The sequence below is a fragment of the Ideonella sp. FW305-24 genome, from assembly GCF_058788035.1.
In genome coordinates this window covers 194,654-210,242 of sequence record NZ_JBYTAI010000002.1, presented here as the reverse complement: position 1 = coordinate 210,242, position 15,589 = coordinate 194,654, and the positions used below count along the sequence as shown (strand labels likewise).

The 15,589-nt window shown below is 72.5% G+C and carries 4 protein-coding genes; all 4 read left to right on the top strand.

The features are described from left to right. The first annotated feature begins 114 nt into the window (after positions 1-114). The 4 genes from AC3WR5_RS06630 to AC3WR5_RS06615 all read left to right on the top strand — a co-directional run bounded on the left by AC3WR5_RS06630 (position 115) and on the right by AC3WR5_RS06615 (position 15,535). Positions 115-2,922 (top strand): hypothetical protein, encoded by a 2,808-nt coding sequence (locus AC3WR5_RS06630; protein ID WP_492482917.1) that lies wholly within the window; start codon positions 115-117, stop codon positions 2,920-2,922. A gap of 243 nt (positions 2,923-3,165) precedes the next feature. Continuing rightward, the gene (locus tag AC3WR5_RS06625) at positions 3,166-9,081 is read left to right on the top strand and encodes a beta strand repeat-containing protein (RefSeq protein WP_492482915.1); all 5,916 of its coding nucleotides are present in this window, start codon (positions 3,166-3,168) and stop codon (positions 9,079-9,081) included. Positions 9,082-9,266: 185 nt separating this feature from the next. Further along, a complete protein-coding gene (locus AC3WR5_RS06620) occupies positions 9,267-11,993 on the top strand; it encodes a beta strand repeat-containing protein (protein ID WP_492482913.1) in 2,727 nt (908 codons plus the stop codon). A gap of 227 nt (positions 11,994-12,220) precedes the next feature. Continuing rightward, positions 12,221-15,535, top strand: a complete 3,315-nt coding sequence (locus AC3WR5_RS06615; RefSeq protein WP_492482911.1) for a beta strand repeat-containing protein — start codon at positions 12,221-12,223, stop codon at positions 15,533-15,535. Positions 15,536-15,589: the final 54 nt, after the last annotated feature.

The following is a 15,589-nucleotide window of genomic DNA, read 5'->3' as shown; positions in this document are numbered from 1 at the left end:
GGCATTGTCAGCTTCCTGATAGCTTCGTGGCCGCGGATGGGCTTGCAATGCGATGCGGCACCCCATGCCTAGAAGAACCACCCGGGCCATGCCCGGTCACCAGGGAGGAATGTCATGAAATTGCGTGGCTCGCGCAGGGGTGCGAACGGTTGCGTAGGCGCGTCGGCGGCCAACCTGCGGGTTTTGTCGCTGCTGCCCTTGTTGCTTGCGATCAGCATCCAGCAGGCACACGCGGAGTACGTGAGCGAGCAAGGTGCACCGGGCAAGACTGGCCAAGCTGGTTCGGCAGGCGGTGGTGGCGGTGGCACTGGTCAGACCGGCAGGGCCGGCATGGCCAGCGCCACCGGCGGTGACGCGAGCAACACGGCGGATGCCCACGGCGGAAGCGGTGGCGCCGGCGGTTCCGGCGGGGCGGGAAGCGCATCTGTCCAGGGCGGCAAGGCGGGCAAAGGCGGTAATGGTGGCGCAGCCAATGCCACTGTAACGGCTGCGCAGGCGGAGGGTGATGCAACCGCCATGGCCCACGCCGGTGGGGGCGATGGTGGTGCCTCGGGCGCGCCTGGCAGTGATGGCGGCGCTGGCGCCGGGGCCGGGGCATCCGGCGGCCACGGCGGTGTGGCCAGCGGCGTAGCCTCTGCTATCGCCCATGGCGACGGCGCGGCCACGGCATCTACCAGCTTTCACGGAGGCGTTGGAGGCGGCGGCAACGGCCGCGGCAACATCGGTGGCAACGGCGGTGTTGCCAGCAGTGGCAGCGCACATGCCGCTTCTGATAGGGGCGTCGTGACGGTGAGCCTCGAAGCTGATGCGGGCCATGGCGGAGCGGGGGTGAATGGTGCCGGCGGTGGCAAGGGCGGCAATGCTGCGCTTGCCGATGCCGTGAGCGGTGTCACCGAGGGGGCTTTGGTTCTGACTCAGACCGCAGTGGGCGGCAACGGCGGCCACGCTGATACAGGTGTGGCCGGCGCGGGGGGCTCTGCCAACAGCATGCTGAGTTTCAGCGATAGCAGCCTCGGTAGTCGCACCGTGATGGTTACTGCCCACAGCGGCGCTGGCGGTGGTGCCAGTGCTGGTCAAGCCGCCGCCAGTGGGACCGCTAAGGCCGTGGGCGAGATCACTACCGCTGGACCATTGCTCCTCTCCGTTGGAAGCTTTGCCGACAATGGTGGTTCAGCCGAGGCTGATGGCAACGGGGGCAATGGGGGGGCGACCAAGGTCCAAGGCATTGCCCGGACGATTGGTAACAGCGCGGTCTCGGTGGGGATGGGTGCCATCGGTGGCGGCGGTGGCAATGCCATTGGGCCTGGCCATGCGGCGGGTGCCGGGGGCGCGGCTGAGCTGCTGAAGAGCAGTGGTGCGAGTGATACAGGACAGGTGGACATTGCCGCCAATTCATTCGGCGGTTCGGGTGGCAGTGGTCTTAGTGGGGCTGCTGGCGGCCAAGGTGGCAGCGCCAAGATCGAGAATGCCGTGAGTGCTTCGACCAATGGCGCAATCAGCTTCGGCCAAACGGCGCAGGCCGGAAACGGCGGCGATTCGGACACAGGTCGGGCGGGCAATGGAGGTGACGCCGGTCTCAGCCAGACTTACCAGACCAGCCAAGCCAGCGAGCTGCACACGGACGCCTACGCCTTTGGCGGCCACGGCGGCCACACGGACGCCGGTGTGGCGGGCACAGGCGGGGCGGCCAGCCTGGTCCAGACGCTGAGCAATACCCGGGTGGGCGGGACGCTGAACGCCCGAGCAACGGCGCAAGGTGGTAACTCGGCCGGTGGCGCGTCAGGCGGCGCTGCCTCGGTGAACTTGACTGGTACAACCGCGACGTATACAGCCCTGCTCGGCCAAGCATTTGCCGGCGACGGGACCTGGCAGGGCAACGCTTCTGCAACCGTTACCGCCAACACCACGGCGGCGGGCGGCAGCGCTACTGCTTCTGCCTCAGCAGTCGGCTACGTCGCCAATGCAACCGCATTGACCACCGGTCTGGGTGCCGCCAGCCTACGGTCAGATGCCTATGCCACCGGCAACAGCGGCGGCGCTGTCGCCACCAGCACCGTGACCAGCGGCGACACCAGGATCACCGCCAGCGCCAGTGCGACCGCCGAGGGCGGTGTGCACAGCCAGGCCGTCAGCACTTTCAACAGCAGGGCGGGGTTCCTGGGCAGCAGCGAAGGCCTGCAGGCCTTCGCTTACAGCAACGGCAACCCAGGCAAAGGCGCCTTGAACGCTGCACTGAGCGGCCGTCCCAATGTGACTGCGGCCTTGCGTGGCGGTAGCGTGCTGGGACTTGGTAGCTTGGGCGCGAGCTACGGCAACTATGCAAAAGGCAATTGCACCTACAGCGCCAGCGCGACCTACAGCTTCTCTCTCGCCAGCAGCAGCAACCTCACGCTGGGCCTGCTGGGCATGACAGCCCACAACGATGGCTTCACCAGCATGAGCTTCAGCGTGGTCAGTGGCGCGACCACCCTGGTCAGCACCAGCTTCACGACGCTGGCCTCGGCGCAGACCTATTTCACCGACCACCCGTTGTCGCTGGGCAGCTTCACCGCCGGCGCCAACAACCTGGTGCTCAGCTTCAGCCTCACGGCCAGCGCGGCCAAAGGCGCGGACATCGGCTACGTGCTGTCGGCCAAGGCCACCGGTGCGCTGGCGCCGGTGGCAACTACCAGCATCACCGCCGGCACCGACAGCGCGCGGCGGGCACCGCTGCTGGTGGCGCGCACGGACCGCGGCCTGGGCTTCAAGACCAGCCTGGTGACGTTGCGGCCCAGCCTGGACGGTGCCGCCTTTGTCAGTCGGCTGAGCCCGCGGGCGGAAGTGGCCGCCGCGGTAGATGGCGAAAACGGCTCCGCTCGCAAACGGCAGGTATTGCCGGTGTTTTCCGTGGGCGCGGCCTTGCACGGCGCCGACCGGCGCTAGTACGTCATCCCGGCGACCCGAGTGACAACCCGTCCCCGCAACAGGGGACGGTGCAGGGCCAATCCCCACCCTGGGGGTGACGCTTGGCGGGGGCAGGGTGGCAGCATCCCGGCCCGGGCAGGAAAGAGATGGCGGCAGCCAGTTTGGTGAGCCGCGCTGTCATGCCCACGAATCGCCTGAACGAGGATTGCGTCCGGGACCGCCCGGCCGCTTTCGTTTGTTCGCTCTCGACAAGGAATGACCATGTCACGTTGCCCCCTCAGCTCTGCCGGCGCCCCTGCCGGCGCATCTTCGTTTTCCGTCTCTTCGGCCCACCGTGCCTTGCGCCTGGGCTCGGTGCTCGCGCCGCTGGTGCCTTTGCTGCTCAGCGCGGCCATCCAGCAAGCCTATGCGGTGACGGTCAATGACAGCGGCACGGCGGGCACGCCCGGCAGCAATGGCGCCACGCCCGGGGCCGCCGGTGGGGCGGGCGGTGCTGGCGGCAACGCGTCGGCCACGGCTTCGAGCAGCGATGCCAGCAACACGGCCACTGCTTCGGGTGGCGGCGGTGGCAGCGGCGGTGCCGGTGGCGGCGGCACGGCGTCCATCCAGGGCGGCAAGGGCGGCAAGGGGGGCAACGGCGGCAGCGCCTCCGCTTCTGCCACTTCCACACCGGCAGCCGGCAATGCCACGGCAGCGGCCACTGCCTACGGTGGCAGCGGTGGCAGTTCCGGCTCGCCGGGGGCCGATGGCGGGGCCGGCGCGGGCACCGGTTCGTCCGGCGGCAACGGCGCAGGCGCCAGCGCCAGCTCAAGCGCCACGGCCGCAGGCGGCGGCAGCGCCACCGCCAACTCGCTGGCCTATGGCGGCAACGGGGGGGCGGCGATCAGCGCCGGCAACCAGGGCGGCAACGGCGCCGCGGTCACCGGCATCAGCGCGCAAGGCGTGTCCGGCACCGGCACGGTGTCGGTCGCGGCCACTGCTTCGGCGGGCTCCGGCGGCACCGGCTACGACGGCGCCAATGGCGGCAACGGCGCCGCCCAGAGCGTCAGCAATGCGGTGGGTGGCTCGACCGCCGGCACGCTTTACCTGACCCAGAACGCCACCGGCGGCAGCGGCGGCTATTCGTACTACGGCACGGCCGGCGCCTCGGGCAGCGGCAGCAGCAGCCTGACCCGCAACGACACCACCGCCAGCTACCAGAACATCTCGGTCACCGGCACAGGCGGCTCGGGTGGCAGCACCAGCACCGGCACGGCCGCCGCGGGCGCGGCCGGCCAGGGCACGGCCAGCGTCACCGGTGTGGGCACGCTGAGCCTGGCGGCCTATGGCAACGGCGGTGCGGGCGGCAGCGATGGCGCAGGCAGCGGTGCTGCGGCCGGTGCCGGCTCGGCGACCGCCAGCGGCACCGTCACCGGCGGTGGTTCCAGCAACGTCACTGCCCAGGGCATGGGCGGCACCGGCGGCAGCGCCACCGGCGTGGGCGCCAAGGGCGGCAATGGCGGCGGCGCTTCGGCGCAGGCCGGAGGCGGCTCAGGCACCGGCACGGCCAGCATCTACACCCGGGCCTATGGCGGCAATGGCGGCCAGGGCAGCGGCGGTGCGGGCGGCGGCAACGGCGCCAACGTGCAACTCGTCAATGCCACCACCGGCAGCACGGCCGGCGCGCTGACGCTGGACCAGTACGCCGTCGGCGGCACGGCCGGCAGTTCGGCTGACGCCACCGCGGGCACGGCCGGCACGGCCAAGTCCAACCTCAACGTGGTCAACAACGCCGCCAGCAGCCTGCTGGTGCAGTCCAACGCCAACGCCGGCGAAGGCGGCGGCACGACCAGCGGCACGGCCTCCGCAGGCGCGGCCGCCACGGCCACGGGCAGCGCCCAGGGCATCGGCGGGCTGACGGTGAACGTCACGGCCAGCGGCGGCGGCGGTGGCGCCGGCGGCACCACCGCCAACGGCGCCGCTGGCGGCAGCGGCGCGGCCACCGCCAGCGGCACCAGCACCGTGGCGCATGCCGTCAACATCAATGCCACCTCCTACGGCGGCAACGGCGGCTCTGCTTCGGGCAGCGGCAAGAAGGGCGGCAACGGCAGCGCCGCCACTTCCAGCGCCAGCGGCACCTCGGGCACGGGCACGGTCACGTCCACCACCTCCGCCAATGCCGGCAGCGGCGGCACCGGCTACAACGGCGCTGGCGGCGGCAATGGCGCAGCGGTCACGCTGACCGACGCCACCACCGGCAGCAGCAGCGGCACCGTCTACCTGAACCAGACGGCCAATGCCGGCTCGGGCGGCTATTCGTACACCGGCGTGGCCGGCAACGCGGGCAAGGCCACCAACAGCCTGACCACCCACAACACCACCGCCTCGCAGCTCACCACCACCGTCAACACCAACGGCGGCAATGGCGGCGGCACCAGCACCGGCACCGCCGGCAATGCCGCCGCGGCCAGCAGCACGCTGAACAGCACCACCACCGGCAGCCAGACCGCCTATGTCTATGCCACCGGTGGCACCGGCGGCGGGGCCGGCACCGGCAGCGGCACCGTGGGCGGCACGGCCACGGCCAGCGGCGCGCTGCAGGTGGGCGGTGGCAGTGGCAGTGGCGCTTCCTTGTCGCTCAACGCCCAGGGCGGCGCGGGTGGCGCCGCGGGCGGTGCCGGCCAGGTTGGCGGCGCGGGCAACAAGGGCACCGGCACGGCCAGCGCCAGCAGCGCCAACGGCACGGTCTACGTGGCCAACGCGGTGCGCGGCGGCGCGGGTGGTTCGGGAAGCGCGGGGGCCGATGGCGGCGCGGGCGGCGCCAGTACCGTGACCGACGCGACCAGCGGCGGCACCACCGGCAGCCTGACGCTGACCCAGGGTGCCTACGGCGGTGGAGGCGGCAGCAGCGATGCGGCGGCAGCCGGCGCCGGAGGCAATGCCGCCAGCGCGCTGACCATCAACGACGCTGCGGCCAGCACGCTGAACGTCACGGTCAACGCCACCGGTGGCACCGGCGGCGGTTCCAGCACCGGCAGCACCAAGGTGGGTGGCACGGCCACCGCGTCCGGCGACGTGCACTCGGTCGGCAACCTGACGCTGAACGTCTCGGGCGACGGCGGCGAAGGCGGGGCCGGTGGCAGCACCGCCAGCGGCGCAGCCGGCAAGGCGGCCAGCGCCACCGGTGCCGCCGTCACGACGGCGGGCCACAGCGCCAGCAGCCAAGTCACAGCCTATGGCGGCAGCGGCGGATCGGCCTCTGGCGCCGGCAAGACCGGCGGGGCCGGCGCCAGTGCCAGCGTGGCCTCGCAGGTGGGCAGCGGCACCGGCGCAGCCAGCGCCAGCGCGCTGGCCTATGGCGGCAACGGTGGCACCGGCTACAACGGCGCGGCCGGTGGCGCCGGCAGCGCGGTCACCGTGACCGACGCCGTCTCCGGCAGCACCGCAGGCACGCTTTCTCTGACCCAGAACGCCACCGGCGGCAGCGGCGGCTATGCCTACACCGCGGCGGCCGGCAACGCCGGCAATGCCGTCAGCAGCCTCACGCTGAGCGGCCTGGGCGCCGCGCAGACCAACGTCAACACCACCGCCAACGGCGGTGCCGGCGGCGGCACCACCTCGGGCACCACCAAGGCCGGCGGCACCGCCAGCAACACCACCGACATCACCAGCAGCGGCGCGCTGACGATCTACAGCTACGCCGCCGGCGGTGTGGGTGGCGGCGGTGGTGCCAGCGCGGCTGGCCAGCTCGGCGGCAGCGGGGGCGTGAGCACCGCCGGCCATGCCAGTGGCAGCTTCGCCGCCACCGTCAATGCCCAGGCCAGCGGCGGCAGCGGCGGCGCGGCCAATGGCAGCGGCAAGACCGGCGGTGCCGGCGCCAGCGCCACCATGGGCGCCAGTGGCAGCAGCGGCACCGGTACGGTTTACGTCAACGGCCGGGCCGATGGCGGCAACGGCGGTGCCGGCACGGCCGGCGCCAAGGGCGGCAAAGGCGCGGACGTCACGCTGGCCAATGCCGTCAGCGGCACCACTTCAGGCAGCCTGACCGTGAACCAGCTTGCGGCAGCCGGCTACGGTGGCAGTTCGGACAGCGCCGCCGGCGGCGCGGGTGGCGCGGCCAGCAGCACGCTGAGCTTCAGCAACACCAGCGCCAGCAGCCTGGCCTCCAGCGTGCAGGCCAATGGCGGCAGCGGTGGCAACAGCGCCACCGGCACGGCGGCGGCCGGTGGCGCGGCCACTGCCAATGCCACGCTCACCGGCGCTGGCGCCACCACGCTCTACACCACCAGCACCGGCGGTGTGGGCGGTGCCGGCACCAGCGCGGCCAATGGCAATGCTGGCGGCACGGCCAGCAGCCAGGGCGTGGCCACCAGCAGCGGCAGCCAGACCGTCACGCTGCAGACCACCGCCAGCGCCGGCAGCGGCGGCTCGGCCAATGGCGCCGGCAAGACCGGCGGCGTCGGCGGCGTTGCCACGCTGCTCAAGAGCACCGGCACCACCGGCACCGGCGCGGTGTCGGTCTACGCGACCGGCAGCAGCGGCAACGGCGGCACCGGCTACAACGGCGCCAACGGCGGCAATGGCGCCGCGGTCACCGTGGCCAACGCCGTGGCCGGCAACACCAACGGCACACTCACGCTGACCCAGACAGCCAACGGCGGCGCCGGTGGCTATTCGTACACCGGCACCGGTGGCAAGGGCGGCAACGCCACCTCGAACCTGAACTTCAACACCGCCAAGCCCAGCAACCTGAGCGTCACCATCAATGCCAACGGCGGCACTGGTGGCGGCACCAGCACCGGCACCGCCGCCATTGCCGGCGCGGCCACGGCCACCGGCACGCTGAGCGACACCAAGGCCGGTGCCCACCTGACCGGCTACATGGCGGCCACCGCGGGCAACTCGACCAGCAGCGCCACCGGCAGCAAGGCCACCGCCACGCTGAGCGGCAGCACTCAGGCCTACAGCCAGCTCAACGCCACCGCCACCGGAGGCACCAGCAACGGCGGCAACCGCGGCAATGCCACCACCACCGTCACGGCGACCACCACCGCCGCCAACGGCTATGCCCATGCCACCGGCACCGCCACCGGCTACACCGCCAACGCCACTGCCACCAGCGTGGGCGTGGCGGCGGCCGACGCCGGCGCCGATGCCTACGTCACCGGCGAAGCCGGCACCGGCACGGCGGTCAGCACCGTGACCAGCGGCAGCACCAGCATCAGCAACAGTGCCAGCGCTGCCGCCAAGGCCGGCGCCCACAGCCAGGCCAGCAGCACCTTCAACACCGCCACAGGCTTCACCTTCCCGAACCTGAGCAGCGGCAGCAACGGGCTGCAGGCCTTTGCGTACAGCAACGGCTCGCCCAGCGCCGGCACGCTGACCAGCGCGCTCAGCGGCCGGCCCAACGTGACCGCTGCGGTGAGCGGCGGCAGCGTGCTCGGCCTGGGTTCGCTGGGGGCCAACTACTCGGCCAGCGCCACCGGCAACCGCACCTACAGCGCCAGCTCAACCTACAACTTCTCGCTGGCCAGCAACAGCAACCTCACGTTGGGCCTGCTGGGCATGACGGCCTACAACGGCGGCTTCACCAGCATGAACTTCAGCGTCGTCAGCGGTGCCACCACGCTGGTCAGCACCAGCTTCACGACGCTGGCCTCGGCGCAGACCTACTTCACCGACCACCCACTCTCGCTGGGCACCTTCGTCGCGGGCGCCAACAACCTGGTGATCAGCTTCAGCCTGACGGCAGCCGCCGCCAAGGGTGCGGACATCGGCTACGTGCTGTCGTCCAAGCCCACCGGTTCGCTGACAGCCGAGGCGCCGGCAGCCCCCGTGGCCACCGGCACCACCAGCGCCCGCAAGGCCCCCACGCTGATCGGCCGGCTGGCCGGCCTAGCCTTCGGCCGTGGCAAGGCGGACGTCCAGGTCGACACCGACGAAGCCACCAGCCAGCGCACCGCAAGCGCCGCGGTGACCAAGCCTGCGGCACTGGCCGTGGCGCGCGCCCCGGCAGTCAGCTTCAAGGCCGGCCTGGGCTCGCTGCAGCCGACCCTGGGCGGCTCGGCTGTGGTCATGCGGCTCAACCCGCGCGCAGCTGAGGGCGTCGAGGCGGAAGGCGAGGGCGGCCGTGGCCGGAACGCTCGCGCGCTGCCCGTCTTGGGCGGCGCAAGCCTGCGCGGGGTCGAAAGGCGCTGAGTTCGTTGGTGTTTTCCCGGGGCCTGGTCGCAGGTCCTCGCCGTGACCTGGCCGTGCCGCGATGATGCACGGCCGGCGTCGCTCTTTTTTCGGGTGGCGCGATGCCGGCCCCGGGAGAACAAAGGCCTCTCCGGCCTCGCCGCAGTCAGGTGTCCCTGGCTTGCGTGCCGCCGGAAAGGACTGCGATGACTTCCTCCGTCAACCGGGCTGCTGCGCGCGTGGCGTTGCGCATCTCCCGAATTTCCTGTCTGTCACTGCTGCCGTGCCTGCTTGGCACGGCACTCGCGCCTGCCCATGCGGCCGTGGTGACCGGCACCGGCTGCGCCGGCACACCGGGCACGCCCGGCAGCGTGCCGGGTGGCAATGGCGGGGCCGGGGGCAACGGTTGTGCGGGCAGCGCCACGGCCGGCGGTAACGGCGACGCCAGCAACACGGCGCTTGCCACCGGTGGCAAGGGCGGCCAAGGTGGCGAGGGCGGTGCCGGCACCGATGCGACAGACGCTGGCCGAGGCGGGCGCGGGGGCGCCGGTGGCGCGGCCAGTGCGCTCGCGCAAGCCAGCCCTGCCCTGGGTGCGGCCCAGGCCGAAGCCCGAGCCCAAGGCGGCGCGGGTGGCGACGCAGGCACCGGGCCGGCCAGCCCCAGTGGCGAACCTCCGCGCAGCGACAGCGGTGGCGCTGGCGGCAATGCCGCTGCCAGTGCCACCGCGGTGGCCGCGGGCGCTAGCAGCGCGCAGGCCATTGCCTGGGCCCGTGGCGGTGATGGCGGCCTGGGCGGTCCGGCCAACGGCTCCGGCCTGACGGGCGGCGATGGGGGTGGGGTCACCGCCGCCACGGCCAGCGCGTCCTCTACCACCGGCGCGGTCACGGTGAGCAGCACGGCCACCGGTGGCGCCGGTGGCTTTGGCCATGGCGAGGCCGACGCTGGCCGCGGGGCCGACCAGGTGCTGGCGAATGCCGTGAGCGGCAGCACGGCAGGCAGCCTGTCGTTGACGCAGGTTGCCATCGGCGGCCAGGGGGGCGCCAGCGACGGCTCGTTTGGCAGTGCCGGCCAGGGCGGCGCGGCCAGCAGCGGCCTGAGCCGCAGCGACTCGCTGGCGGCCTCGCAAACCATCACGGTTGCCGCCACTGGCGGTCGCAGCGGTGACGCGCTGGCCGGCCTGACCCGGCCCGGCGGCGCGGCCACGGCCAGCGCGGACGTCAGCGGCGTCGGCACGCTGTGGCTGTCCACCACGGCCACTGGCGGTGACGGCGGCAACAACAGCCAGACCAACAGCCACGCGCCGGAAAACGGCAACATTGGCGGTGCGGCATCGGCCATCGTCCACGGCCGCGTGGCAGGCGCTGGCGCGGTGACGGTGCTGGCCGAAGCACAGGGAGGCAAGGGGGGCGCCGTGGTGGGCAGCCAGTCGAGCGTGGCTGGCGGCGCGGCCGGCGTACTGGCCAGCGGCGAGTCGGGCAGCGGCGCGGTCAGTGTGAGCGGCCAGGCCCATGGCGGCGCGGGTGGTGCCGGGTTGAACGGCGCTTTTGGCGGCTCGGGTGCCAGTGTGTTCCTCGCCAATGCTGTGAGCGGCAGCACGGCCGGTGCGCTGAGCTTGTCGCAGCTGGCAACGGGCGGCGCTGGTGGTGATGCGCCCCAGGGTTGGGCCGGCGGTGGCGGCAGTTCCAGCAACCGGCTGGTGTGGGCCGACCCTCAGGCCTCGGCGCTGAACATCACGCTGGCCGCGCGGGGCGGTGCCGGCGGCCGCAGCGCCCTGCAGGCCCGCAGTGGTGCTGGCGGCGTGGCTTCGGTCGAGGCCGAACTCAGCACCGGCCTTGCCAGCGCGCCGCTGGTGGCCAGCTTCGAAGCCACTGGCGGCCAGTCGCCAGGCGGTTTGGAGGGCGGTGCGGCAACGTTGAGCGCCAGCGGCAGCAGCGGCAGCCACACCGTGCTCAGCGGCGTGGCCCAGGCTGGCAAGGGTGGCGCAGGCCGCGGTGCCGCCAGTGCCACGCTGAACGCAGTGACCACGCTGGCAGGCGGCCATGCCCGCGCAAGCAGCAGCGCCGTTGGCAGCGAGGCGCAGGCATTGGCGCAGACGCTGGGCGTGGGTGCGGCGGACCTGCGCTCCGATGCGCAGGCGCAAGGTCAAAGCGGTGCGGCCACGGCCGTCAGTCGGGTTGACAGCACAGCGGGCGGCGCGGCGCAGATCGAGACCCGTGCGGTGGCCGTGGCCGGCGGCGCGGCGCACAGCCAGGCCAGCAGCACCTTCAGCAAGGCCGCCGGTTTCAGCTTCCCGAACCTTGGCAGTGGCAGCAACGGCTTGCAGGCCTTCGCGTTCAGCAATGGCGCGCCCAGTGCCACGACGCTGAATGCCGCGCTGGTGGGCAAGCCGAACGTGGCTGCGGCGGTGGCTGGCGGCAGCGTGCTGGGCCTGGGCAGCCTGGGCGCGAACTACGGCAACCTGCCCACCGGCAGCCGCACCCACAGCGCCAGCACCACCTACGGCTTCTCGCTGGCCAGCACCAGCAACCTGACGCTGGGCCTGCTGGGCATGACGGCCTACAACGGCGGCTTCACCAGCATGAACTTCAGCGTCATCAGTGGCGCCACCACCTTGGTCAACACCAGCTTCACAAGCCTGGCTTCGGCGCAGGCCTACTTCAGCGACCACCCGCTGTCACTGGGCACCTTCAGCGCCGGGGCCAACCAACTGGTGATCAGCTTCAGCCTGACGGCAGCGGCCGCCAAGGGCGCGGACATTGGCTACGTGCTGGCAGCCAAGCCGGCTGGCCTCAGCCGCGCGCCAGGTGCCAGCTTCAAGGCCGGATTGGGTGCGCTGCAGCCGACGCTGGGCGGGGCAGCGCTGCTCAGCCGAACGGCACGCGCTTTGCCCATTTCCGGCGCGGCCAGCCTGCGCCGGGCCGGCCCGCGATGAGCGCATTCCCCTTTCCCCAAGATCGTGGGGAAGGCAGTGCCGCGGGCCGATGGCAGGATGCCGCCGGATGGCGAACAGCGCGCCCCCAAACCTGCCGCTTCGCGTCGGGCCCCCCGCGGGGGATGAGAAAACTTGGGACTGCCCTGCGGTTCCTCACGAAAGCGGCTGCCGGCGCAGGCGCAAACCCTGAAGGCGCACCCGTTCCCTACCTTCAAGGAGAGCCCTTCATGATCTTTCGTTTTCGCGCTGTACGCCCGTTGCTGCCGCTGGTGCCGCTGCTGCTGTCCGCGGCCATCCAGTCGGCCTGGGCCACCACGGTGAATGACAGCGCCACCACCGGCAGCACCGGCACCGCGGGCAGTGCGCCGGGCGGCGCTGGCGGGACCGGCGGTGCGGGGGGCGTGGCCAATGCCAATGCCAGCGCACCGACCGATGGCAGCAACAGCGCCCAGGCCGTGGGCGGCAATGGTGGCAGCGGTGGCAACGGTGGTGCGGGCAGTGGCAATGTCGCCGGTGGCAATGCCGGCAAGGGCGGCAACGGTGGCACGGCCACGGCCAAGGCCACCAGCCAGGCCAGTGTGGGTGACCTGTCCGGCAGCGCGCAGGCCAATGGCGGCGTGGGTGGCGGTGCGGGTCTGCCCGGTGGTGACGCGGGCGCGGGCGCGGGCAGCGGTGCGGCCGGTGGTGCTGGGGGCGCGGCCAGCGCCAGCGCCGTGGCGAGAGGCAGCGCCGGCCAGAACACGACGGCCCAGGCGAATGCCGTGGGCGGGGGCGGTGGTGCGGCCAACGGCGCTGGTTTCCAGGGCGGCGCAGGCGCCAGCGCGAGTGCGCTGAGCAGCGCCGTCAGCGGCAACGGCGCGGCCATGGCCACCTCTTTTGCGATGGGCGGCCAGGGTGGTGCCGGCAATGCCGGTGCCAACGGGGGCGACGGCGGCAGCGTCAAGCTGGTCAACGCGACCAGCGGCAGCAGCGCCGGTTCGCTGACCTTGACGCAGCAAGCCTTTGGCGGTGCCGGTGGCAACAGCGACAGCGGCAGCGCAGGCGCCGGGGACAAGGGGGCCAGCAAACTGAAGCTGACGGACGCGCAGGCCGCATCGGTGCAGGTCTTCCTCAGCGCCGGTGGCGGCACGGGCGGCGGCACAGTCAGCGGCGTGGCCAGGATGGGTGGCGCGGCGAATGCCAGCGGCAAGCTGCGGGCGGCGGGCGATGCCTTGCTGAACGTCAGCGCGTCCGGCGGCTCGGGTGGCAGCGGCAGCCAGGGCGCGAGTGGTGCCGCGGGCCAGGCCGGCACCGCCAGCGGGGACGTGACAAGCGCCGGCGAGCACATGGCCACCGTCAGCGTGGAGGCGCGAGGCGGCAGTGGTGGCGACGCCGCGGGCAGCGGCCACACCGCTGGCGCCGGCGCGGCCGGCACGGTGACGGCGCATGGCGCCAGCGACAGCGGCACGGTCAGCGTCTACGCGGCGGCGGCGGGTGGCATGGGCGGCTCCGGTTATGACGGCGCGGCCGGCGGTGCGGGTGCGGCAGAAAGCGTCAGCAATGCGGTTGCCGGCAGCAGCAGCGGCTCGCTGACGCTGACGCAAAACGCCAATGGCGGCAGCGGCGGCTTCTCCGCCAGCGCCCAGGGTGGCGCGGGGGGGGCGGCGAGCAACAGCCTGAGCCTGTCGCTGGCCGGCAGCGGCCCGGCCACGGTGCAACTCGCCACCTACGGTGGCACCGGCGGCGGCACGATCAACGGCCAGGCCCAGGCCGGTGGCGCGGCCGGCACCACGCTGTCGCTCAAAAGCGCAGCCGACCTGAGCTTGTATGGCGACGCGACCGGCGGCACCGGCGGCAGCGCGGGCGGTGACGGCAACGGCGCCATCGGCGGTGCGGCCACGGTCCAGGCGAGCGGCAAGACCAGCGGCGCGGCCGGGCTGTACATGCAGCACATGGCCGTGGGCGGCGACGGTGGCAACGCGACCGGCCAGGGCCGCGTGGCGGGCACCGGCGGCGCTGCGTCTCTGGCCGTCTCAGGCAAGGCGGACAGCGGCTCGCTGAGCCTCACCGGCGAGGCGCGCGGTGGCAACGGGGGCACCGGTTCCGAAGGCGCACAGGGCGGCAGCGGCGCCAGCGTGGACCTGAAAAACAGCGTGAGCGGCAGCACCCACGGCCTGCTCTCGCTCTCGCAGAGCGCGGTGGCCGGCAGCGGCGGTTCGTCCGACTTCGGGCAGAACGGGGTGGGCGGCGCGGCGAGCTCGAAGCTGAAGCTCACGCAGCACCAGGCGAGCGCGCTGAACGTGGCCGTCAACGCCTACGGCGGCAGCGGCGACATCGGCGGCGAGGCGAGCGCGGGCGCCCAGCTGTCCGACGATGCCACCGGCGCGCAGCTGAACGCCACACTGCTGGCCAGCGGCGGCACCTCGTTTGGCAGTGACCGCGGCGGCAAGGCCACGGCCAGGCTGACCGGCAGTTCGCTGGCCCACACGGTGCTGAGCGCCGAAGCCACCGGCGGCAGCAGCTTTGGCGGCCTGGCGGGCAACGCCAAGGCTGAGGTCACGGCCATCGCCACGGCCGATGGCGGCCTGGCGCAAGCCGTGGCCAATGCCACTGGCGACGGCGCCAATGCCACTGCGACCACGCAAGGGCTGGGCGCGGCGGACCTGTCGTCAGAGGCGAATGCCAACGGCCGAAATGGCAGCGCCACGGCCATCAGCATGGCCGCCATGGGCGGCGCGAGCGTCACCAACACCGCCACTGCAGCGACCAGCGGCGGCGCGCGCAGCACGGCAGCCGGCACCTACAACACGGCCCAGGGCTTCACGCTGCCCAACCTCTCAGGTGGCAGCAACGGTTTGCAGGCCTTTGCCAGCAGCAATGGCCGGCCCAGTGCCGCCACGCTGAACAGCGTGCTCGCGACCCGGCCCAACGTGGCCGCGGCGCTGGGCAGCGGCAGCAGCGTGCTGGGCCTGGGCGTGATGGGGGCCAACTACGGCGCGGCGGCGGTCGGCAGCAAGACCTACGGTGCGAGCGCCAGCTACAGCTTTTCGCTGTCCAGCAACAGCAACCTGACGCTGGGCCTGCTGGGCCTGACCGGCTACAACGGCGGTTTCAGCTCGATGAGCTTCACCGTCGTCAGCGGCACGACGACCCTGGCCAGCAGCAGCTTCACCAGCTTCGCCGCGGCGCAGAGCTATTTCACCGACCATCCGCTGGCGCTGGGCAGTTTCCAGGCCGGCGCCAACAGCCTGGTCGTCAGCTTCAGCCTGACGGCCAGCACGGCCAAGGGCGCCGATTTTGCTTACCTGCTGGCGGCCAAGCCGGTATCGTCGGCGCTGGGCGTGGTGGGCAACACCGGCACCAGCAGCACGCACCGTTCGCCGTTGTTGGCCGAGCGCATGCCGGGCTTCAAGGCGGGCCTGGCCGGCCTGCGGCCGACACTGGGGGGCGCGGCATTGACGGGCCGGCTGGCGCCGCCGATAGAAACCGAAGCCAGCGCCGGCGGCCGCAGCGTGCGCGCGCTGCCTGTGATGGGCGGACCACGCATGGGAGATCGACACTGAGCACGCATCGCATCCGCATCGGCAGTCGCGTCGGCATTCGCATCCTTTGGCGGC